The sequence below is a fragment of the Trinickia camelliae genome, assembly GCF_053525655.1.
In genome coordinates, this window is sequence record NZ_JBCHAA010000015.1 from 142011 (window position 1) to 164697 (window position 22687).

The following is a 22687-nucleotide window of genomic DNA, read 5'->3' on the forward strand; positions in this document are numbered from 1 at the left end:
AGCTACGTCTCCCACCATTTAGCACGGCGCAGAGGCATAACTCGCCTGCATTCCTAATTGTCAGTGACCACTTAGTAAAATAGTCCGACTATATAAGGGTATACATCGATTATTAGTGAAAAGTGCGTGATATAGCATTTTTCGAGACAGTCGCTATGTGCGCGCATACACTTTAAGCGTCCGCAGGTTTCGCAGGAGTTGTCATGCCTGGAGCCCGTGCCTATCAAGGCCGGCGCTCCGCCTTTCATTGAAGGTGGTGTTCAACAACGAAGAGAAACGGAGGATGACATGGCGCATGAGCGCGAAGACAAGGAAGAAGAAATCCAGGGCATGCGCCGGGGGCTGCTGCAAGGCGCCGGCCTAGCGACGGCAATGGCGCTGCTGGGGGGTGCGATAACACCGGCGCAAGCGGCCGAAGCGAATCCATTCCCGGGTCACAAACGCTGGAAAGTCGTATTCGTCAATCACGTCACGACCAATCCGTTCTTTGTGCCGACGCAATACGGCATACAAGATGCCGCCGCCATGTTCGGCATGGACTATCAGTGGACCGGCTCCGCCAATGCCGACGTCGGCGAAATGGTCAACGCGCTCAACGCCGCGGTCGCCGCCAAAGCCGATGCGATCGCCGTGCCGATCGTCGATCCAAAAGCCTTCGATAAACCAATTCAAAACGCGCTCGACGCGGGCATTCCTGTCTTCGCGTACAACGCCGATGCGCCGGCCGGCACGACGAATCCGCGCCTCGCCTATATCGGCCAGGATCTGTACTTGTCCGGCTATCAGATGGGCGAGCGCATCGTGAGCCTCATCGACAGCGGGCTCGTCGCGCTCTTCATCGCCACGCCAGGTCAGCTCAACATCCAGCCGCGCCTGGACGGCGCGAAGGACGCGATCAAGAAGTCCGGCAAGAACATCGACGCGCAGATGATCGCAACGGGCGCGACCGTCAACGAAGAGCTCTCGAAGATCAAGTCGTTCTATCTGGGTCACCAGGATCTCAAGGGCATGTTCGCCGTCGATGCGGGCAGCACGCAGGGCGTCGCCGAAGTGATGAAGGAGTCGGGCCTGCAAGCGAAGGGCGTGCACGGCGGCGGCTTCGACTTGCTGCCGCGCACCGTCGAGCTGATCCACGAAGGCGTGCTCGATTTCACGATCGACCAGCAGCCGTACGTGCAAGGCTTCTACACGATGATGGAAGCGTTCGTGTTCCTCGCCTCGGGCGGTCTCGTCGGGCCCGCCAACATCAACACCGGCTTGAAGTTCGTCACCAAGGGCACGGTCGACCCGTATCTGAACACGTCGACGCGCTATGAAGGCAAGAGCACCAAGCCACAAATCGTGCCGCGCAGCGGCGCTATCAAATCGTAAATGGCATCCGTGACTGACAGCAGTAAAGCACGCGCCCGCCCGAAGCTCTGGGCGGGCGCGATCACACGATCGAGCGAAGCCCGCATCCTCTTGGTTGCGGTGATTCTTAGCGCGTACTTCGAGGCGGTCAATCACGACTTCCTGCTGACCAACGCGAGCCTGCAGAATCTGTCGCAGTTCATCGCGCCGGCCGCGATCATCGCTTGCGGCGAGATCATGCTGATGATCGGCGGCGAGATCGATCTCTCGGCAGGGATGGTCTTCGCCTTCGCGCCGTTCATCATCCACTTCGCCAACGATGCGGGCTTGCCCGCGTGGGCGTCGGTGCTGACCGGCGTGCTCGCGGCGGCGGCAGTCGGGTTCGTCAACGGCGCGTTGACGGTGTTTCTGCGCATTCCTTCGTTCGTGACGACCCTCGGCACGCTCTTCTTCGTCAACGGCTTCACGCTGACGATCTCGCAAGGCACGCCGGTTACGCCACCCGAAGACGCCGGTTTTGCTGCGTTCTTCGGCGCTTGGGGTTACAGCGAAATCATCTGGGCCGTGGTGATCGCGCTCTTCATGCACGTGCTGTTGCGCCACACGCGATGGGGACTGCATACGGTGGCCGCCGGCGCCAATCCATTAGGCGCAAGTGAAGCCGGTATTCAGATCAACCGCTTGAAGCTCGGCAATTTCATCATCGCCGCCGTGTTCGCGGGCTTCACGGGGATTCTCGAAGGCTTTCGCATTACCTCGATCGATCCGCAAGCCGGCGGCAACCAGATCATGTTCCTTGCGGTGGCCGCGGCCGTGATCGGCGGCACGCCTTTGGCGGGCGGCTCGGGGACGATCATCGGCGGGCTCATCGGCGCGGCGGTGCTCGGCATCCTCAACGACGGCTTCACGCTGATCGGCATCAACGCGTTCACGTTCAACATGATTCTCGGCGCAGCGATTCTCGTCGCGATGATCTTCAACATTCACGTGACGCGTCTCGCACGCAACAAGGGAGACTTGTGATGGCCGACGCCAAGGAAGCGTTGCGCGTCGAAGACATCGTCAAGCGCTTCGGCGCCGTGACGGCGCTCAACGGGGTATCGCTGACGCTCGCGGATGGCGAGATCCTCGGCATTCTCGGCGACAACGGCGCGGGCAAGTCGACGCTCATGAAGATCCTCACGGGCTTTCATCAGCAGACGAGCGGCAAGGTGTTCGTGCGCGGCGAGGAGACGTTGCTGCGCTCGGTCGATCATGCGCGTGCGCTCGGCATCGAATGCGTCTATCAGGATCTCGCGCTCGCGAATTCGCTCTCCATTTATCACAACATGTTCTTGAATCGCGAGATCGTCTATCCGGGGCCGGTCCGCTTGCTGAACAACCGCGCGATGCGCAAGCGCGCCGCCGAATGTCTCGAAGACATCGGCGTGAACGTGCCTTCGGTGGATCTGCCGGTCGAGAAGCTGTCGGGCGGGCAGCGGCAGGCGATCGCCGTGGCACGCGCTGTCAATTCAGATGCGCGCATTCTGCTGCTCGACGAGCCGCTTGCCGCGATGGGCGCGCGCGAGGCGGGCCTCATCATCGATCTGATCCTGCGGCTCAAGCAGAAAGGCAACATCTCGATCGTGATGATCATGCACAACTACGCGCAGACGCTCGATATCGCCGATCGCGTGATGCTGATGCAGCGCGGGCATGTGACTTATCAGCGGGACTCGGCGAGTACGTCGGTGGCCGAGCTGATGGAGATCGTGAGGCGCGAGTATCGGGCGATGCGGGCGAATGGGCAGTAGTGAGGCGCATCGATCGCGAGGCGCGGCGCGCGGCACGCCTCGAACCGAAGCAGCGCCGATTCGAAGCACGGTTGTTCAAATAGCAAGGACTTAATCCACCCCGCTTAACGCAGATCAAGCGTTTTCGAGACGGCGCATCACCGCCGTTGACTCGCACAATATCTGGTATTTAGCATGTCCATACCAACAACATATTGTGCAAGACAGGGGTTCCAACGTGCATCAAGCCACTCTCGCTCGCGATCCCGCGAGCGCGCTCCCGCATGCCGAAAACGCACGCCCGCCGCATGCCAGCCCTCAAATCGACGTCGCATCGACCCTCGACGAATACCTGGAAAAGCAGGACTGGCGCGTCAACGCGAACGCCAATCAAGCGTACTCGCTCGGCGGCTTGATCCTGAACGTATCCGGCAAGGTCATCGCCAATTACTGGCTTAGCCACGTCTACCCTGCCGCTGTCGGACAAGCGCATCGCGATGCCGACCTGCACATCCACGACCTCGACATGCTGTCGGGCTACTGCGCCGGCTGGTCCTTGCGCACGCTTCTGCACGAAGGGTTGAACGGAGTCCCGGGCAAGGTGGAATCGGGGCCTCCCAGGCATATGTCCAGCGCCGTCGCGCAAATCGTGAATTTCCTCGGCACCTTGCAAAACGAATGGGCGGGCGCGCAAGCCTTCAGCTCGTTCGACACCTACATGGCGCCCTTCGTCCGCAACGACAACTTGAGCTACGCGCAGGTTCGCCAACACATGCAGGAGCTGATCTACAACCTCAACGTGCCCTCGCGGTGGGGCACGCAAACGCCATTTACCAACCTGACGTTCGACTGGGTTTGCCCGGAAGACTTGCGTGACCAGGTCCCTGTCATCGGCGGGCAAGAGATGGCCTTCAGCTATGGCGACCTGCAAGCCGAGATGGACATGATCAACCAGGCGTATATCGAAGTCATGCAGGCCGGCGACGCCAAGGGACGCGTCTTCACGTTTCCGATCCCCACCTACAACATCACCGAAGACTTCGACTGGGACAGCCCCAACGCCACCCGCCTCTTCGAAATGACGGCGCGCTACGGTCTGCCCTACTTCCAGAACTTCATCAATTCCGAGCTCAAGCCCAACATGATCCGGTCCATGTGCTGCCGGCTGCAGCTGGACTTGCGCGAACTGATGAAGCGCGGCAACGGCCTCTTTGGCTCCGCCGAGCAAACCGGGTCCATCGGCGTGGTCACCCTCAACTGCGCGCGCCTGGGTTACGTCCACGCCGGCGATGAAGCGGCACTGCTTGAACGATTGGACGCGTTGCTGGAACTCGGCAAGGAAAGCTTGGAGATCAAGCGTGAAGTCATCCAGCAGCACATGGATAACGGGCTCTTTCCGTACTCGCGTCGCTACCTCGGCACGTTGCGCAATCACTTTTCCACGCTCGGCATCAATGGCGTCAACGAGATGATCCGCAACTTCACCTCCGACGCGCACGACATCACGACGCCATGGGGCCATGCGTTTGCGGTACGTCTGCTCGACCATGTGCGCAAGCGCATCGTCGAGTTTCAGGAAGAAACCGGGCATATGTACAACCTGGAAGCCACCCCGGCAGAGGGAACGACATACCGGTTCGCCAAGTTTGATCGGCTGCGCTTTCCGGACATCTTGCAAGCCGGTACGCCGGACATGCCTTACTACACCAACTCGTCGCAGTTGCCCGTCGGCTTCACCGACGATCCATTCGAAGCGCTCGAGCATCAGGACGAGCTGCAGCGCAAATACACGGGCGGAACCGTGCTGCACTTGTACATGACCGAACCGCTTTCATCGGCCGACGCCTGCCGCACGCTGGTACGCCGCACGCTCAATCGTTTTTCGGTTCCGTACATCACAGTCACGCCGACGTTTTCGATTTGTCCGCGGCACGGCTACCTCGGAGGACAGCACGAGTTTTGTCCCAAGTGCGATGAAGAAATTCTTCAGCGCAAGCTCTCTCAAGCCCACACCATGGAATCCTGAAACATGACTACGCGCACTCAAACTGTTCAAGCGAATCCGGCGGCGCCTCACTTGGTCGATGAGGAACGTCAGCGTTGCGAAATCTGGACCCGCGTCATGGGTTATCACCGGCCCGTCTCGTCGTTCAACATCGGAAAGAAGGGGGAGTTTCAGGAACGGAAGCATTTCCTCGAAGGAGGCAATTCGTTTGCTGGCTGAATCGGTCCCTGGCGATGATGTGCAGTGCGTGCCCGCGCGACGCGGCTCGCTCAAAGTGGGCGGCGTCGTTCCCTTTACGGCGACGGATTATCCGGGCGCGCTGGCGATGGTGGTGTTCGTGCAGGGTTGCCCATGGCGCTGCAGGTATTGCCACAATCCGCACTTGCAAGCGCGTAAAGCGCCGGGCGCCGTGCCATGGCATGAGGTCATGCGATTTCTGAAACGCAGGGAGGGGCTGGTTGACGCTGTGGTTTTCAGCGGTGGCGAACCGACTACAGATCCGGCGCTACCTGACGCTATCAGTGAAGTGAAAGCGCTTGGGTTCAAGACGGGGTTGCATAGCGGCGGTGCTTATCCGCGACGCTTTAAGGAAGTTTTGCCGTTGCTCGATTGGGTCGGCTTGGATGTCAAAGCGTCGTTCGACGACTATGAGCGCACTACGCAGGTACGCAACAGCGGCGAACCTGCGCTTAGCAGTCTTGAAGCTTTGCTCGAAAGCGGTGTCGAGTATGAATGCCGCACGACGTTGCATCCCGACCTCATGCCGGAGAGGGAAATATTGCGTCTTGCCTATGCGTTGGCGGACAGGGGTGTAAAGCGCTATGTGTTGCAGGTCTTTCGTGCGCAGGGGTGCGCCGACAGCACGCTAAATGCGATACCCATTACCGCTGGATATCCAAGCGAGAGCGGGATCGAACAAGTCAGCGCCCTCTTTCCGCAATTTGCGCTGCGTCGCGGCTAACTAGATCGCTCAGTCTTTTTCTTGAATTGAGAACTGGAAAGGAATCTCTGGATGGGTAAATCGGAGTCGAATCGCGTTAAGAACCGGAGCGAAGTGCCGGTCCTCGAACGTGTAATACGACACCAACAATCCGACACGAGACTCCTGAGCATCGTCCAGCAGGTAGTTGTTCTTCGGAAACGCGAGTTTCCCGTCTCGCGTCTCTAATACAGCTCGGCACGATGAAAGCAGGCTGGGTAAATGCAGAAACGTCACCTTGCCCTTCCGTGCCAAGGGATTGAGCAGCAAATAGATTTGCGTGTACCGATCGGATTCCCCCGATCCGTCGCTACCGCCTTGTACGCAGAGAACAGCAGGGTGGGCGCTTGTTTGCCCAGTGAGGAACACTTCGGCGGTCGGCGGATAGATATCCGATGGATGTTCTCCGGGGAATGTAACTGCGCTTGCATAGCGATAGGTCTTGCCGTTGACCGTTATGCGATTTTCCCCGAGCGTGATGCGAACTGCTCGCCCTTCTAAATTGGCTCGCAGCTCTGTGTAAATGCCTTGCTCACCTGGGGAGGAATAGGCAATGCCGGGTTTGGACTTGATTGGATCACCAAACACGGCACCACGTCGGGCGACATAGAACGCGTCATAGCTTTCGTAAGTTTCAGCAGCACAAGCGCCACCCGCAAGAGCGGCCAGCGCCGCCGCTAGCACGATTGGGAGTCTCATCGGTATGACTTTCCTCCAGTGGCCTTCGGATAGTCAGGATTGTGCGGCTAGAAAGGTCAAGTTCGACGGCAAGCAAGTGGCCCGTCGGCGGTTACTGCTTTGGCGGTAATTCTCGCGGTGAACACGACTCTTCTTTCCCTGTCCTGCTGTCCCAGCATCGGACGTTGCCCAGATCAGTGTCATCGTCGTCATCAAATCGTCGGCGAGGTGACCAATTGCCAATCACATGCTTTGATAAGGCTTGGTCGAACACGGACCAGCGATGCGTGCGCGGACGCGCAGCGAGTAGTTTGTCCCAAGAGGAAGGGGGCAAGGTGACATAACCGGAACCATCACCGCCGTCACCGCGCGAAAATGCTAGGTCTCCGGTTTTAAACCATCTAATCTCCGGGTCCGATGTAAGGAACACGCTTTGCACTAGCATCTTTCCGCTCTTAGCATCGTATAGTCGGCCCACGTATTCAGGAATATCGCGTGAACTCCACGTCAACAGGCATAGCTCGGCTATGTAAACGCCGTTGGCGGACGTTGAACTTACGCAACTATCGCCACGCGGGGTTCTATTGAAGAGACAGAGATACAGCCCTCCTAGAACGACGGCGAATAATGCGATGCGCATCTTGGAGGGTAATCTCACAAATAAACCTCGATAGGCGGATTAACTTGAACATACCGGCGGTCGGTGTACACAATGAAGTCGCCTCCCCGTTGATGCTTGATCGACCACTCCCGAAAGCTGCTGTTATAGACCGGGTAATAAATATTGCCCTTGATGGCCGCACTGCCAATAACAACCGCAGCGGGAAAGGCCCCGACGCCGAGTGCACCGACAGAACGCTTAGCAATAATAGGAGCGCCTTTGTTGTAGGGCAGGCCAGAGATCTTCTCCGCTGCGGCGTCGTATGGCACCACGATAACGCGATTCCTGCTCCAGTGTCCGAGGTACTGCGAACGCGCGCCTTTCTTGTCAGTGAAGGTATAGCCGTCTTTGACGTAGACGTAAATACCGGTCACAACGGCTTTTGATCTTCCCGCGTCTGCATCCCAGGAAATGGTGGCGTTAGCAATGGCAGCATAGAAGTTGAATGATCCGAGCGCACCGGTGAGATCATCAGGTGAGCCGTCATTTTTTAGCTTCGCGTTCAGCAGTAGCGCTATTTTTTCTCCGAACGTTCCATCGACTACGGCGCGTTGAAACTGGTACCGACTGTGCAAGGTAATCGGATCATTTTTGGCAAGACCTGAGTTCTCGATAGTGACAATACGGTATTTGTACCCGCCATTGTACTGGTCCTTGTAACGAAAGAATTTGTCTTCAAGCGCCTTGCGCGCTGCCGTCGACCGAATCGCTTCATTGATCAGATAGTCGAATTTCTCCTTGGCTCGACGAAATTTAAGCACCCAAGCCAGCGTCACTGTGGTCATGTCGTACATATCGGGTGGATATGGCTTGCCCTCTTGATTGATTTCCGCATTCTCGTCGGTATCTGTAGGCGAATAGTTCAACCGCCCTGCAAACCACCGCTCCATCAGCTTGGCCGACACCGGCATGAACTCCTTGCGCATCGCCCCCGGAATCTCCTGAATATCGAATGCCGGCACCGTGTCCACTTTCTTGACGGGCTTAGGCGGGCTAGGCAGCTCCGGCGGCTCGGGCGCATCAAGCCACGCCTTGAAGCGCGAGAATGCGTCAAGTACCCGCACGACATTATCGGCCGTCTTGGTCGCCGGATCGGGCTTCGGCGGCTTGGGCGCGGGAGCTTGGAACATCGAAGATTCAAGCGGCGCGGGCAAGGGCGGCGGTGCCTTGTCCATTGACAGCGACACCTCGCGAACCGCCCGAGCGCCATCCTGGTGCTTCCATCGCCACAGCATTTTGTTGATCTTGTAATAAGGGATTTCTTCGTTTCCCGAAGTCATACTTGTTGTCTCCCTGACTTATCGAATGAGCTATCGAATGAGGACGAATCCACCGCCACCACGCTAGCTTGTCGGAACCGGAAACGCGCGGCGCATATAGCACTGGCCCACCCAGTTCGGCAGAACTGCGCCCCACACGGTCAACGTGTGAGCGTGGATAGGGGTGAACGTGAAGTCCGCATTCAGCGCACAGTTTCCGCAGTTCGCACTTCGCCGCGGTCAATAACCCGCGGAAACGGAAGACGCCCATGCATATCGACTGCCGCCAATATCGCGTGCAGACCGCTCGCCGTTTTGTCATCGCAGGACTCAAGCACGCATTGCGCCGCGCGCAGAATCGGCATGCGAACACGCAGACGCTCCGCACTTGCGTACACATGGCGCGCAAAATCGATGGGCCGGTCAGCCGATAGGCGCTCGATCAAATCCCTGTCTCCCGGACCGAAATTAGCCGACGCCGCACGACCGCCGGAGCCGCTCATTGTTTGGCTAGACGACCAGGAGGCTTCGGGCTTCATGCGATCAGCCAAATCCAACAAGCGCAGCCCGAGCGCCAATATCTCGTCGCGCCGGGTCGCGAGGCTTGCCGCAATGCGCCGCCCCGGTCTGCCGTTGGGCCGGCTTGCACGTAGCGTTACAGTGACGCGATCAGGATGCTCGGGCACGTCACCATTGCCGTCCTCGACGCATAGCCATGTCGAGCCAATCTGAAATCTGATAGCGGTTCTCATCGCAAGGATCATCTATGACTGCGTTTGCCGGGAATTGGAGTACGTTCGCGCATGATCTCGGTCCGCCTTTCGCACATCAGTGCTCGGCGCCGTCGAATTGCAAATATGCAACGATTAACTTATTCAGGAGAATCTAGCCGAACTTCCCATTTGCCAAACCCGTCAAGTTAGATAGGTGCAACTTCTGGTTCCGCATTGAATGATTGACGCCCCTCTTGGTAGCCGTTTGGCATCACAGAAGTAGGCAAAGGAATTATGGAACTCGGAAAAAAGTCGAACTACGAATCAAAATATAATCCGGCCAAACTCTTTGGCATAGACCGGAAGACGAAGCGGCACGAAATCGGCATAACTGGCAATCTGCCCTTCCACGGCTATGACGTCTGGAATCACTATGAGGTTTCGTGGCTGACTCCCAAGGGCTTGCCCCGCGTCGCCATTGCACACATTGTCGTGCCATGCGATTCGCCCAATGTCATCGAATCGAAGTCGTTGAAGCTGTATTTCAATACGTTGAACAACACCTCGTTCGCGAATGCAGAAGAAGTCGAAAGCATTACCTCGCGCGATTTGTCCGCATGCGCCGCCGCACCGGTCTTGGTCAAACTTGACGCACTGGATAACCACGCCAGCCTGATGCCGGGAATCCCTGCTGGAACATCGATCGACGGCCAGGACATTCTCATCGATCACTACCACGTCGATCGGCATCTTCTCCGCACATGCGACGAATCGATCAGCGAGACGTTGCATTCGAATCTGCTCAAATCAAACTGCCTCGTTACCGGCCAACCCGACTGGGGGACGCTATGCATATCTTATGACGGCCGTCGGATTGATCGAGCATCGCTGTTGAAGTACATCGTGTCGTTCCGAGATCATGAAGAGTTCCACGAGCAATGCGTGGAGCGCATCTTCAAGGACATCTGGGACCAGTGCGCACCAAGCCGGCTGACAGTCGGCGCCCGCTACACGCGTCGAGGAGGTATCGACATCAACCCTGTCCGAAGCTCGGAACCCCTTCCTGAGATTTTGAACGTGCGTCTCGTGAGGCAGTGAGCCCATCTTGCAAACGAAACTTATGGAACAGCCATCCCACGAAATCGAGGCGGTATTCGAACCGACAACGGACGCAGACAAGATCCTCGTTCTAGTTCGAGTGCGAGACTCAGGCGCCACGTTCAAGATGTCGCCACACGATCTAAACAAAAAAGCGTGGCTTGAGAAATTCTCGAAGGAAGATGTTGCGCATATCGGTTTTCTGAACGCCGCGACGTACACCGATGAACTAGTCCCGCTCAAGTACTTCCCCACCCGCAAGCACCCGTTGACGTACGCCGTCCTTGCGCTTTCGTTGCTCTTCGTAGGCTTTCTCATGCTATCGAATGTAACGGGTGGACGCGTGGTGGAGTTCAATCTGGATTGGCCCGGCGTCCTGGGAAAATTCAGCATCGATCTGCCGGCTGGTCTCGTTGTATTTCCCATGACGTACGCGTTCAGCACCATGATCACCGAGGTCTACGGGTATCGTGTCAGCCGAATCGTCATTTGGGGCGGCTTGACGGTGAACTTCATGTTCGTCATCGGGATGTGGTTTCTGTCTTTGATACCCAGCTCGCCAGTTTGGGAAGCGCAGAACAGCGCCCTTGCCCGGTCCTACGAAGTGCTTGCCGGCGAGTTCGCGAGAACGTTCCTTGCATCGACAGTCGCGTATTTCTCTGGAGAGTTTGTCAACGCAATTTCGTTGGCTAAGTTCAAGATTGCGAGCGCTGGTCGGCATCTATGGGCCCGCGTCGTGTTCAGCACGAGCATCGCCAACGTTATCGACAGCACACTGTTTTGTGTGATCCTTTTCTGGGGAAGACTGCCGACGGCGATGATCTTCACCATCATTGGCACGCAAGTCGTGGTGAAAACCCTCTACGAATTGATCCTGCTTCCGCTCGTGACAACCGTATCGAAACGGCTCAAGGAAATGGATGGAGTCGACTACTACGACTATCACACCAACTTCAATCCCTTCTCGCTTAGGGGTTGAGCTTAGGGGTTGAATATTCTCGACTCCGTCACCACGCCAAGCATGGTGACGCTTTCGTTCAAGATCGCCTCTGTTTCATTGGTCGCCGAGCTCATAGGCTTGAGATAGGTTTCAGTGCCGACTCTGACGATTCGTCGCGGAGTCGGCACAGTGTTGCCGAACGCCACAACAGCGACCTGAAAGTCCCGGTAAGCGTCGCTAGGCTCAACGACGATGATTGAACCTTCGCGAAACCGCGGCGCCATGCTAGGGAGCGTACGGGCAGCGAAGGTGCCCGGCCTCTTTGGAGAATTGACAGTGAGCCACTCCGTCCTTTGACTGACACTGCCGCTGTCACGCACGAAGGTGAGCATCTCGCTCCAGTCCAGGATCGGAATCGGGTATGCGCGTTCGCTGTGCAGTAGATAACCAACGGTGGTCCCCAATGCTTCCGCGATGGCCGTTAGCGTGCTGATGCGAGGATCTTCCGTCGCAAGCGACAGTACGCGGCTCAACGTAGCGGGAGAGATGCCCGTCTTGCGCGCCAAATCTGCGTCGCTCATTCCTTGCTGGTGCATGAGGGCTCTTATGCGCGCAACCATAAGGACGACCCTCTGGCTCATTTTCATAGGGCTATGTGCAATTTCCTTGTTCAGAATGGTACTTCAACCAAAACGTCTCGCGGCAAGCATTATCAAAGCTCTTCTTCGAAGGACTAACCAAATTTCCGCCGCCCTGCCGAATGACTTCATAGCTGATCCAGCACTCGGCACACGCAAGATCGGACGGGAATTGATCCTGCTCCACCACATGCCGAATCACGACGCCGTTGTCGAACGAATAGACCGTTTCCACGCGGTCGACCTTGAACCCCTGATCGAGCCAGCTATCCTGCGTCACCTTGTGGTTGACGATCGCAACCGCGCTCGGCTCGCCATGAATCGCGCTGACGTAGGTAGCGAGTTTGTCCACTAGCGGGTTCTCCGTGGGCCGGCCATCTTCATCAGCCCTTTAGCCGGGCTTCGACTTTCCCGATCAGCCGCTCGATCCAGCCGCGCAGGATAGCGTTGGAAGGCGCAACCGGCAGCGAATACGCAAGGATTCGATAGACATCGTTGCGCCGCATTTTCGACCCCTTCGCCGGGTCGAGCCATTGCTCGTTCTGCACGAGAAGCAGCAGCGTCTCCAAGCCGATGACGATCGGCCAGAGGCAAGCCAATCGCAAGCGAGGCGACCATGCGGAAATCGCGAGCAGGTAGTCGAGCGCTTCGCGAAAGTGATCGAGTGTCACGCCGACCAATTCGAACATCAAAGGCCGCGCGCGAAGCGAGCCATCGGGCAGCATGAGGTCCTGCGGAGTCAGGCCGAAGCGGTCGAGCATCGCCGTCGGCAGATAGCAGCGGCCGATGCGCAGATCCTTGCCGCAGTCGCGCAGCACATTCACCATCTGCAGCGCTTTGCCGAAGCGAACGCCACGCTGCAGCATCGTGTCGAGTTCCGTCTTGAGCGCGCCCGGCACGTAGGCATCGGTCATCTTGGTCCAGAACTCGCCCACGCATCCCGCCACCAGGTACGTGTATCGATCGAGTTCCGCGAATTCGCGCAGCGCCGCCACCTCACCCGAACGTTCGTCGGGAAAGGTGCGCAAATCGAATTCCATGCCTTGCGTGAGCGTCGTCACGATTTCGCGCACGGCCTTCCGGTCGGCATCGCTCAATTGCGAAAGCACCGTCAACGCCGGATCGATCGATTCGAGCAAAACCTTCTCGTCGGACTGCGTCTGCTGGCCTGCAACTTCATTCGCGAGACGCTGCGTGAGCGTCGGATCGTTCGCCGTGCCGTTAACTTGCGCGCGCAGCGCCAGCAGCAATTCCAACCGTTGCTCCGGCGAGATCAGCGAAGTGTCGGCGATGGTATCGGCCGCGCGCGCGAGCAGATACGCGAGACCCACGGGGTCGCGCATCCCGGCGGGCAGCACGCGCAGCGTGAGGTAGAACGAACGTGAGACGCCTTTCAGCAGAGGGCCAAGCAGAAAGGCCCGAGTCGGGTTGCTCATGAATAAGTGGAAGTCGTTGGCGGCAGAATCAGGCGCAGCCGAATTGTATCCGGCATTCGCCGAGAAGACCCGTCAGCGGGCTTGCAGCGGACCGGGACGTCTACTAACGAAACCGTGTTTTGACGCCGATGCGCCACGCGCCGCCCAGGTTTCGCGCAGTAGAATGAACGCCTTGGCCTCATGTCGCGCCCATGTCCCTGATACCGAGCGTCCCCATGTCCATCACAGGATTCAGCCACTACAACCTGCGCGCGGCGCGCGCCGAACTCGACGCGCTGAGAGACTTCTACGTCGACGTAGTCGGCCTGCAGCCCGGCTTCCGGCCGCCTTTCGGCAGCCACGGTTACTGGCTCTATGCCGGGGAGCAAGCGGTGCTTCATCTCTCCGAAGCCGCCCCCGATGAAAAACGCCCGGCCAACGTGGTCAATACCTTCGACCACGTCGCGTTCTCATGCACCGGCGTGGCGGAGCACGAAGCGCGTCTGTCCGCCTTCAATATCCGCTACACGACCGACGACGTGCCGCTCACAGGCCAGCATCAACTCTTCTTCGCCGATCCGGCGGGCAACGGCGTCGAGCTGAATTTCGCGGCGAGCGACATCTAGAGCAGCTGAATACGCGATTCAGGCGGTAAAACAAAGACAAAGGGCCTCATGTCCAACTTAGTCCAATGAAACGATATCGCTCGCATACTCCGAATTTTCTTCGAGACCACGCGCATCCCGTGTGGCGCGATCTAGCGTTATCAGTCCTGCCGGTCATTGCGCTGATCGCCGCCGCGATCGCGGCGATCATCTGGCTGATCGACCCCGCGCCGCCGAAGACCATCACGATGAGCGCCGGGCCGCGCAACAGCATCTTCATGCAGGCGGCCCAGGAATATAAAAAGATCCTCGCGCGCAACGGCGTGACGCTCAACGTGCTCGAGTCCGACGGCTCGGTAGAGAACCTGCAACGCTTGCTCGACCCGAAGCAGCACGTCGACTTCGCGCTCGTGCAAGGCGGCGTGGCGGACGGCGTGGATGTGACGTCGCTGGTGTCGCTCGGCAGCGTTCGATACTTGCCGATCGCCGTGTTCTACCGCGGCCAGGGCGTGACGCATCTGGCCGACTTGGACGGCAAGCGGATCGCGATCGGACGCGAGGGCAGCGGCACGCGCTTGCTGTCGCTCAAGCTGCTGGCGGCGAACGGCATCGTGCCCGGCGGCACCACCACGTTGTTGCCGTACGACGGCCTGCAAGCCGCAACGGAGCTGATCAAGGGGAATATCGACGCGGCGCTGTTCAGCGGAGACTCGGCCACGCGCGAAATGATGCAGGGATTGCTCACGATACCCGGCATTACCGCGTTGGACTTCACGGAGGCGAGCGCCTACACGCGGCTCTTTCCGTACCTCAACGAAATCGATCTGCCACGGGGCGTGCTCGATCTGCAACGGACGGTACCGCGCGAAACGATCCACCTGATCGGCCCAACGGTCGAAATCATTGCGCGCCCGAGCCTGCATCCGGCCATCTCGGACCTCATCATCGAAGCCGCGCAGGAAGTTCACGGCACGGCCGGACTGCTGCAGAGCGCGGGGCAATTTCCGAATCCCGTCGCGGAGGACTTCCCGATCAGCGCAGACGCGACGCGCTACTACAAGTCCGGCAAAAGCTTTCTCTACCGCTACCTGCCGTTCTGGCTCGCGACGGTTGCCGATCGCCTGCTGGTTCTCCTGCTGCCCGTAGCGGTGCTGCTGATTCCCACCTTGCGGCTCATCCCCACCCTGTTCCGCTGGCGCGTGCGCTCGCGCATCTATCGCTACTACGGCGCGCTGATATCGATCGAGCGCAGCGTGCTGGACGGCGCCACGGAAGACGAGCGGCGGCAGCTCATAGCGGAACTCGACGACATCGAGGACGCACTCAATCGTCTGCGCATGCCGCTCGCCTATGCGGACGCGTTCTACGTGCTGCGCGAGCACGTCGGCTTCGTGCGGACGCACCTGAACAATCCGCAGTGGATGAAAGAGAATCTGTAGCGGCGCAGGCCGCTATCGATTCGCGGCCACTGCGCCGCTACTCCTCTACACACTGCCGCGTTTCGAGCCCGCTCGCAAACGCTTCGAACCCGTCGATCGGCAACGGACGGCAGAAGTAGTAACCCTGGTAGGCACGGCATCCCGCGGCCGCCAGAAAATCGCGCTGCGCCTCGGTCTCGACACCCTCGGCGAGCACGCCCAAGCCCAGGCTCTGCGCGAGCGCGACGATCGTTCTCGCAATCGCCGCATCGTTCGGATCGACGAGCACGTCGCGCACGAACGAGCGGTCGATCTTCAATTGATCGAGCGGCAGCAGCTTCAGATACGACAGCGACGAATAGCCGATGCCGAAATCGTCGAGCGAAAACACGACGCCCGTCGCCTTCAGTGCGCCCATCTTCTCGGCGATGTCCCGCATGTTGTCGACGAGCACGCTCTCGGTCAGCTCGAGCTTCAGCCTGTCCGGCCTCGCGCCGGTTTGATCGATGACGGCCAGCACCTTGTCGACGAAGTCGGGCTCGCGGAACTGCTGCGCGCTGACGTTGACGGCGATCGTGAGGTGGGCCATATCGGGCCGCGCCGACCAGCGCGCGAGCTGATTGCATGCAATATCCAGCACACGGTATCCCAACGGGAGGATGAGCCCGGTCTCCTCGGCAAGCGGAATGAATTCGGCAGGCGGCACGATGCCGCGCTGCGGATGCTGCCAGCGCACGAGCGCTTCGACGCCCGTCACGCGATCGCCGTCGACTTGCGCCTGGTAGTGCAGCAGGAACTGATCTTCTTCGATCGCGTTGCGCAATCCGGCCTCGAGCGCGGCCCGCTCGACGACGACTTTCTGCATGTCCGGGTCGAAGAAGCACATCGCGTTGCGCCCGCGTTCCTTCGACTTGTACATCGCGAGATCGGCCTGCTTCAAGAGCTCGTCCATCGACGCCTGATGCCCCCGGAACACGGTCGCACCGATGCTGGCCGTGGTGCGGTATTCGATGTCGTCGAGCTGATACGGATTGCCGAGCGCCGCGATGATCCGCTCGCCGAGCGCTTCCGTCTGACGCGCCGCCTCCTGCCGGTTCTCGCTCAAGCTGCCCAGCACCACGACGAACTCGTCGCCGCCCACGCGCGCCACCGTATCGTTCTCCTGCACGCTCGCCGCGAGGCGCTGCGCGACTTGCTGCAGCAGCAGATCGCCTTTGTCGTGGCCGAGCGTGTCGTTGAGCGTCTTGAAGTGGTCGAGATCGATGAACAGCAGCGCGCCGCACGCCTCGCTGCGCGCGCTCGAGGTGATCGCCTGCTTCAAGCGATCCATCAGCAGCGTGCGGTTCGGCAGGCGCGTCAGCGCATCGAAGAAGGCGAGCTCCTTGATGCGATCTTCGGCGATCTTGCGTTCGGTGATGTCGTGATGCGTGCTGACGTAATGACTGACGACGCCATCCTCCCCCCTCACCTCGGAAATCGTGAGCCACTTCGGATAGATGTCGCCGTTCTTGCGGCGATCCCAGATCTCGCCCTGCCAGCCGCCGTCGCGCTGAATCGTCTCCCACATCTCGCGGAAGAAAACCGCGTTGTGACGGCCCGAATTCAGGATGTTCGGCGTCTCGCCGATGATTTCATCGGGCGCGTAGCCCGTGCATTCGGTGAAGGCCGAATTCACGCGCAGGATCTTCGCGGCGGCATCGGTGACCATCATCGGTTCCAGCGAATCGAAGGCGACCGCGGCGATGCGCAACTCGGCCTCGTGCTCGCGCAATTCGCGCGTCATCGCCGAAGCGAGCCGCATCGCGCGGCCGCGTCCGGTCACGAGCAGCCACGCGAGCAGTGCGAGCAAGAGGCCCAAGCCCGTGCCCGCGAGCGCGATCACCATTTCAGCGTGGCGGCCGAAGCGGGCCTTGTAGACGTCGCTTGCAGAGAGCGTCAGCGTCCAGTCATGTCCGGCGACGACGAGGTACTCGCTCGCCGACAGCGCGGGCGGCTGACGCGCGGCGGCCTCCCGCGACGAGCGGTGCATCAGCGATGCCGGCGACGGCTCGACGCCGTCGTACACCGCCAGCGTGAGACCGGGCGGCTCCTCGCCGTAAAGGCTCGCAATGATGTCGCGCATATGGAACGACGCGTAGACCCAGCCGATCAGATTCGCGCGGCGCTCGGCGACGTTGTCCTGCGGCCGCCCTCGCGCATAGATCGGCAGGTACATGATGAAGCCGGGATGGGTGGCGTCGTCCTGATCGACTGCGAGGCGCAGCTTGCCGGTGATCGCCGCCATGCCGGAATCGCGCGCCCGCTCCATCGCGCCGCGCCGCGCCGGGTCGGCCCAGGTATCGAAGCCGATCCGGGTTCGATTGCGGCCGACATACGGCTCGCGCTGAATGATCGGTGCGTAATCCTCACGCGCGCCGCCGGGCTGAATCGCGTAGTGCGTCAGGCCTTCCTGGCGCATCTCGGCGACATGCGCCGCCCGCTTCGCAGCCGGCACCCATTCCACGATGCCGATCGCCTGGATGCCGGAGAAGGTCGGGTCGAGACTGAGCGTGCCGACGTAATCGCGAAAGCGCGCGCGGTCCAGCGTGCCGGTCGCGGAGAACAAGCTCTGCACGCCGCGCAGCATCAACTGATACGTGGCCATGCGCTGGTCGACCCGGCTCACGGCGTCGCCCAATTCGAAATCGAACTGCGACAGCAGTTCGTGCCGCGCCGCTTGCCGTTCGTGATCCCACACGATCCAGGTCAGGCCAAGCGCAGCGGTCAAGACCAGCAATGGGATCAGGAATTGACGTAGCCAGCTCACGGCGGCAATTGGACGTCGACCATGGAATCAGCCAGGTCCGGTTTGAAGTATTTGCGGAAGATGCGGCGCACGGTGCCGTCGGCGCGCATCTGGTTCACGAGGTCGCGCCACTTCTGCTGCTCTTCGGGCGACAGCGCTTTCTTCGACATGATGACGCCGTGCGGAATCGGCGGATCGTTGAAATCGAGCACCGCCGTGACGTCGCGAATACGCTTTTCGTCGATGGCCGGGTAGTCGAACGGCTCGATGATCATCCCTTGGATGCGGCGCAGGATCAGCGCGTCGTAGAGCGGTTCGAGGCCGCCAGCCTGACTCACGCGGTTTTCGGCGGCGAGCTTGTCGACGAGTTGATTGGCCGAGTCGCTATAGCGAAAGCTGCGGATGACGCCAAGCTCGAACTGGTCGTTGTGCTCGAAATCGGACATCGTGCGGATGCCGGAGTCCTTGCGCACGAGCAAATAGTATTTGTCGCTGAAGTACCAGGCGAACGACGCGTACTGATTGCGTTCGTCGTTGGCGATGCCCGACAGGCTGAAATCGAGCGCGCCCGATTCGATCAGCTTCCAGATCCGCGCGCGCGACATCAGGCTCACGTTGATCTTGCAGCCGCTGCGGCGAATCAGTTCGTCGGCGAAATCCTTGTCGATGCCGGTATCGCTGCCGACCGAATACAACAGGCCGTGATCGTGCAGCGCGAGCGTGTAGGTGCGCGAGCAGTCGGGACCGCCCGCGAATGCGCTGCCGGCGCAGCAAAGCGCCATCAACAAGCCGGCAATACCGCGTCGAATCACAGTGTCCCCCTTGTGGAAAAAGTGATTGAAATGCACATCTCGGTTCTGCCGAGCGCAGAGTCGGTGGTGCCTTTTCCAGGCCCTTTGCCGTCTGCGGGAACGGTACTGCGGGGATATTTCTTACAAGTTGCCTGCGCGAAACGGGGCCGCGCGCCGTGGCTAGACCCTTTCGTCTGCGAAAAGCTCCGTTCGAATTATCGGCAACGCGCTGCGGTTCTTGAGAGCGGGTTTGTACTACTTCGATAAGAATTTTTTGTGATCGCGCAGGGATGCGCTCGCTTATTCGGCGAGCGGTCGGGCCAGCGTGGGGAGCGCAACGGCCAAGGCTTGGCGCACGCGCTCGATCGTGGCCGGCCAGCCCTCCTCAGCCGATTGACGGAACAGGCGCAGCGTGCCCGGATACCACGGCGAGTCCGTCCGCTCGCGCATCCAGCGCCAATCGACGTCCCGTCCCGGCAGCAAAACCCAGCACGGCTTGCCGAGCGACGCGGCCAGATGCGCCGTCGACGTATCGACGGCAATCACGAGATCGAGCTGATTGACGATCGCGGCGGTATCGGCGAAATCCGTCACGTCCGAGCCGAGATGCAGCAGCGGTTGGCCAGGCGGCGGGCATCGTGCTTCGTCCTCGCCCTGCCCTATCTGCAAGCTCACGAAGTTCACGCCCGCTACGCTCCAAAGCGGCGCCAGCGCCGCGAGCGATGGCAGCGACCGGTTCGCGTCGTTGTGGTGCTTCGCATTGCCCTTCCACACGAGGCCGATCCTCGGACCGGACGCGAGCGTCGACAGCCGCGCGCGCCAGCTTTCGACGAGAGACGGCTCGGATGCCCGCTCGGGTATCCGCTCGGGTATCCGGTATACAAAATGCGGAATATTGTCGACCGTCGTGCGCAGGTGAAATGGCATGCTGAGCGGGCTCGTCCAGCAGTCGTATTCGGACGAACGCGCTTGCGCCGTGTCGTGATCGAGTACGGCATCGATGCCGTCGACGGCGGCAAACAGCCGGTGCAGCGTGGGAACACAGGCAAACGCAACATGCGCGGCGCCTTGCGCCTTGAGCAGCGGCAGGAAGCGGCCGAACTGGATCATGTCGCCGAGGCCGTCCTCCTGCCACACCAGCACCGACTTGCCCGCGAGCGCTTCGCCCTGCCACTGCGGGCAGGTCAGCCACGACCGGCTCATGTAATGGACGAATTCCGGCCGGTCGTAACGGCATTCGTAGAGCCGCCATCCTTCCTCGAAACGGCCCGTGCTGAGAAGCAGCGTCGCCAAGCCGAATTTCGCGTCGCCATAGTCGGCGCGAATGGCGATGGCGCGCCGGTAAGCCGCCTCGGCCTCGGCCAGCTGGCCAAGCTCCTTGAGCACGTTGCCGAGACTCTGGTGGGCCTCGGCAAAACCGGGGCGCAACGTCAGCGCTTGGCCGTACGCCGCCGCGGCTTCGGGCAGGCGATCGAACGCCTGAAGCACGCTGCCCAGGTTGTTCAGCGCCTCGACGCAGTCGGGGCGAATGGCAAGCGCTTGCCGGTAGGCCGCTTCGGCCTCGGACAGCCGATCGAGTGCGCGCAGCACAACGCCGAGGTTGTAATGCGCCTCGGAATTGTCGGGGCGAAAAGAGAGCGCTTGACGGAAGGCCGTCTCGGCTTCCGGAAAACGCTGGAGATCGCTCAGAACGACGCCGAGGCTGTTATGCGCCTCGGAGAAGCCGGGACGGGCGGCGAGCGCGAGCCGGCAGACCATCTCGGCCTCGGCGTGCCGGCCCAGCGACCTCAGCACGTTGCCGAGGTTATTGAGCGCCTCGGGGTACTGCGGACGAATCTCGATCGCGCGCTGATAGGCCTCTTCCGCTTCGGACAAGCGGCCGAGTTCCGTGAGCACGTTGCCGATGTGGTTGTGGGCTTCGGCGTAGTCCGGGTTCGGGGAAGCGTCTGTCGATACGGAAGTCACGGATGGGTTGGGCTGCTCGAAGATCGACGAGTGCGACTGGGCGGTAAAGGACGGCAATTGCCACTGTCACGCAGATTACGACGCCCGGCGCCGAGGCGACGCCAGGAAATGAGCCCATTGCGCCTCGCTGTTCAATAGATCGAAGGCCGATGCCCGCTCCCCCTGCAGCAGCAAACCTCCCAAGGCACACCACGCCGTGCTTGCCCAACCTCAACCTCACACTGACGCCGCTCGCGCCTCCACCATCCAGCAAGCCGCCGTAAAGCGAACCACGTCCCCATGAACGTAAGGCTCGAACGCCGTGCGGACCGTTTCGACGACCTGCTTGCGCGTTGCTTCATCGACCTCCCGAAGCATCAGGCCAACCGGACCGAGCCTGCTCAGGTAATCAATCAAACCCGCCTCCGGCATCGTGCAGTCGACGTCGATCGGCCGGATCTCGACATCCGCCCACCCGCTCTCGCGCAGGATCGCGTCGACGCGTTGCGGATCGGCGAAAGCGAACTGCCCCGGCGCGTTCGGCCGGCGCGCGGGAAGGTTCGGCAGCAGCGGGGCCGCCGCGCGTTCCGCTGTTGTCATGAAGGGGTTGTCCGCCGCGCTGCGCCACGCGATGAGGCGCAATTCGGCGGCGTCGCTGGCGGCGCGCCGCAGGTTCGCAAACGCCCTGACGGGATCCGCGAAAAACATCACGCCGAAGCGCGAAACGATCAGGTCGAAGCTCGCGGCCTCGAACCCATGATCCTGCGCGTCGGCGCAAATGAAGCTCGCGGACGAGCCTTCCCGTTCCGCCCGCGCTCGGGCCAGCGCAATCATCGGTTCCGAAATGTCGATGCCGACGCAACGGCCCGCGGCGCCAAGGCGCCGCGCGACGGCGAGCGTCGTGCTGCCCGTGCCGCAGCCCACGTCGAGCACCCTGCTTCCGGGCCTTGCCGAAGCCTCCTCGACAAGCATCGCTTCGAACGGTTTGAACAACGCGTCCAACACGGCTTGCGTCTCGACCCAGGCGACTCCCGCCGGACCGTTCCAATGTTTTGCCTGATCGTTTCCGGGTTGCGACGTGACTTCCATGACCTTCTCCTCGATTGCCTTTGCGAATCATGACGCTGCACTATACGAACTCAAGTCGACTTGAGGTCAAGAGGATGGAAGGTCTGGACATATCCGAAGTCGTGCAACGCTCCGGCGTGCCGGCTTCGACGCTGCGGTTCTACGAGGAGAAGGGGCTGATCGCCTCGATCGGCCGGCGCGGACTGCGCCGCGTGTTCGACGCGATCGTGCTCGAGCGTCTCGCGCTGATTGCGCTCGGACGCGCCGCGGGTTTTTCGCTCGATGAAATCGCGCCGATCCTGGCGTCGGGCAAAACGCCGAGGATCGACCGGCAGACGCTCAAGGCCAAGGCGGAAGAACTGGACCGGACGATACGCCAGCTAAGCGCCATGCGCGACGGCTTGCGGCATGCGGCGGCATGCCCGAAGCCGAGCCATATGGAATGCCCGACGTTCCGCCGCTATCTGCGCGCGGCGGCGTCGGGCGCGATCGGCGCGCCGGAGAAATCGGTGCCGAAGTCACCCTCCGCCGACGTCAAACGCAAGTCACCCAAGGGCAAATAACGCGC

General features: G+C 60.5%; 19 protein-coding genes and 1 pseudogene. 10 read left to right on the forward strand and 10 right to left on the reverse strand.

Annotation, left to right across the window (positions count from 1 at the left end):
• Window positions 1-288: 288 nt before the first annotated feature.
• The 5 genes and pseudogenes from AAHK20_RS23785 to AAHK20_RS23810 all read left to right on the forward strand — a co-directional run bounded on the left by AAHK20_RS23785 (window position 289) and on the right by AAHK20_RS23810 (window position 6088).
• Entirely contained in the window at window positions 289-1371 is a 1083-nt protein-coding gene (locus AAHK20_RS23785) for a sugar ABC transporter substrate-binding protein (protein WP_449183955.1), read from the forward strand.
• Window positions 1372-2373, forward strand: coding sequence for an ABC transporter permease (locus tag AAHK20_RS23790; RefSeq protein WP_449183956.1), 1002 nt, complete (start codon window positions 1372-1374; stop codon window positions 2371-2373). It begins immediately after the preceding gene.
• A complete protein-coding gene (locus AAHK20_RS23795) occupies window positions 2373-3143 on the forward strand; it encodes an ATP-binding cassette domain-containing protein (RefSeq protein ID WP_449183957.1) in 771 nt (256 codons plus the stop codon). The genes AAHK20_RS23790 and AAHK20_RS23795 overlap by 1 nt, the downstream gene beginning before the upstream one ends.
• Before the next feature lie 160 nt (window positions 3144-3303).
• Window positions 3304-5346 (forward strand): annotated as a pseudogene (locus tag AAHK20_RS23800) (ribonucleoside triphosphate reductase).
• Window positions 5347-5365: 19 nt separating this feature from the next.
• On the forward strand, window positions 5366-6088 hold the full coding sequence (locus tag AAHK20_RS23810; RefSeq protein WP_449184042.1) for an anaerobic ribonucleoside-triphosphate reductase activating protein: 723 nt from the start codon (window positions 5366-5368) through the stop codon (window positions 6086-6088).
• 9 nt (window positions 6089-6097) lie between these two features.
• Here the strand turns inward: AAHK20_RS23810 and AAHK20_RS23815 are convergent, their stop codons facing one another.
• The 3 genes from AAHK20_RS23815 to AAHK20_RS23825 all read right to left on the reverse strand — a co-directional run bounded on the left by AAHK20_RS23815 (window position 6098) and on the right by AAHK20_RS23825 (window position 9468).
• The gene (locus AAHK20_RS23815; RefSeq protein ID WP_449183959.1) at window positions 6098-6805 is read right to left on the reverse strand and encodes a hypothetical protein; all 708 of its coding nucleotides are present in this window, start codon (window positions 6803-6805) and stop codon (window positions 6098-6100) included.
• Window positions 6806-7438: 633 nt separating this feature from the next.
• A complete protein-coding gene (locus tag AAHK20_RS23820) occupies window positions 7439-8725 on the reverse strand; it encodes a DUF6402 family protein (RefSeq protein ID WP_449183960.1) in 1287 nt (428 codons plus the stop codon).
• A gap of 182 nt (window positions 8726-8907) precedes the next feature.
• Complete coding sequence (locus tag AAHK20_RS23825) at window positions 8908-9468, reverse strand: hypothetical protein (protein WP_449183961.1); 561 nt, start codon at window positions 9466-9468, stop codon at window positions 8908-8910.
• Between the two features lie 243 nt (window positions 9469-9711).
• Here AAHK20_RS23825 and queF point away from each other — a divergent pair, with 243 nt between their 5' ends.
• Both queF and AAHK20_RS23835 read left to right on the forward strand, forming a co-directional pair.
• Window positions 9712-10515 (forward strand): NADPH-dependent 7-cyano-7-deazaguanine reductase QueF, encoded by an 804-nt coding sequence (gene queF, locus AAHK20_RS23830; protein WP_449183962.1) that lies wholly within the window; start codon window positions 9712-9714, stop codon window positions 10513-10515.
• A 22-nt stretch (window positions 10516-10537) separates the two neighbouring features.
• Window positions 10538-11494, forward strand: coding sequence for a queuosine precursor transporter (locus AAHK20_RS23835; protein WP_449183963.1), 957 nt, complete (start codon window positions 10538-10540; stop codon window positions 11492-11494).
• Between the two features lie 2 nt (window positions 11495-11496).
• Here AAHK20_RS23835 and AAHK20_RS23840 read toward each other — a convergent pair whose 3' ends face one another.
• Genes AAHK20_RS23840 through AAHK20_RS23850 form a run of 3 tightly spaced genes read right to left on the reverse strand, consistent with a single transcriptional unit; the run spans window position 11497 to window position 13529 of the window.
• Complete coding sequence (locus AAHK20_RS23840) at window positions 11497-12102, reverse strand: helix-turn-helix domain-containing protein (protein ID WP_449183964.1); 606 nt, start codon at window positions 12100-12102, stop codon at window positions 11497-11499.
• 4 nt (window positions 12103-12106) lie between these two features.
• Window positions 12107-12445, reverse strand: coding sequence for a hypothetical protein (locus AAHK20_RS23845; RefSeq protein ID WP_449183965.1), 339 nt, complete (start codon window positions 12443-12445; stop codon window positions 12107-12109).
• A 31-nt stretch (window positions 12446-12476) separates the two neighbouring features.
• Window positions 12477-13529: a phytoene/squalene synthase family protein gene (locus AAHK20_RS23850; RefSeq protein ID WP_449183966.1), complete on the reverse strand. Its 1053-nt coding sequence runs from the start codon at window positions 13527-13529 to the stop codon at window positions 12477-12479.
• A 215-nt stretch (window positions 13530-13744) separates the two neighbouring features.
• On the opposite strand from AAHK20_RS23850, the gene AAHK20_RS23855 reads away from it, so the two are divergent.
• Window positions 13745-14134: a VOC family protein gene (locus AAHK20_RS23855; protein ID WP_449183967.1), complete on the forward strand. Its 390-nt coding sequence runs from the start codon at window positions 13745-13747 to the stop codon at window positions 14132-14134.
• A gap of 65 nt (window positions 14135-14199) precedes the next feature.
• Window positions 14200-15552: a TAXI family TRAP transporter solute-binding subunit gene (locus AAHK20_RS23860; protein WP_449183968.1), complete on the forward strand. Its 1353-nt coding sequence runs from the start codon at window positions 14200-14202 to the stop codon at window positions 15550-15552.
• A 37-nt stretch (window positions 15553-15589) separates the two neighbouring features.
• Here AAHK20_RS23860 and AAHK20_RS23865 read toward each other — a convergent pair whose 3' ends face one another.
• The 4 genes from AAHK20_RS23865 to AAHK20_RS23880 all read right to left on the reverse strand — a co-directional run bounded on the left by AAHK20_RS23865 (window position 15590) and on the right by AAHK20_RS23880 (window position 22140).
• A complete protein-coding gene (locus AAHK20_RS23865) occupies window positions 15590-18337 on the reverse strand; it encodes a bifunctional diguanylate cyclase/phosphodiesterase (protein WP_449183969.1) in 2748 nt (915 codons plus the stop codon).
• The gene (locus tag AAHK20_RS23870) at window positions 18334-19098 is read right to left on the reverse strand and encodes a substrate-binding periplasmic protein (protein WP_449184043.1); all 765 of its coding nucleotides are present in this window, start codon (window positions 19096-19098) and stop codon (window positions 18334-18336) included. Before AAHK20_RS23870 ends, AAHK20_RS23865 begins: the two co-directional genes overlap by 4 nt.
• Before the next feature lie 309 nt (window positions 19099-19407).
• Entirely contained in the window at window positions 19408-21129 is a 1722-nt protein-coding gene (locus AAHK20_RS23875) for a tetratricopeptide repeat-containing glycosyltransferase family protein (protein WP_449183970.1), read from the reverse strand.
• Window positions 21130-21288: 159 nt separating this feature from the next.
• The gene (locus AAHK20_RS23880) at window positions 21289-22140 is read right to left on the reverse strand and encodes a class I SAM-dependent methyltransferase (protein WP_449183971.1); all 852 of its coding nucleotides are present in this window, start codon (window positions 22138-22140) and stop codon (window positions 21289-21291) included.
• 74 nt (window positions 22141-22214) lie between these two features.
• On the opposite strand from AAHK20_RS23880, the gene AAHK20_RS23885 reads away from it, so the two are divergent.
• Complete coding sequence (locus AAHK20_RS23885) at window positions 22215-22682, forward strand: helix-turn-helix domain-containing protein (protein WP_449183972.1); 468 nt, start codon at window positions 22215-22217, stop codon at window positions 22680-22682.
• Window positions 22683-22687 lie beyond the last annotated feature (5 nt).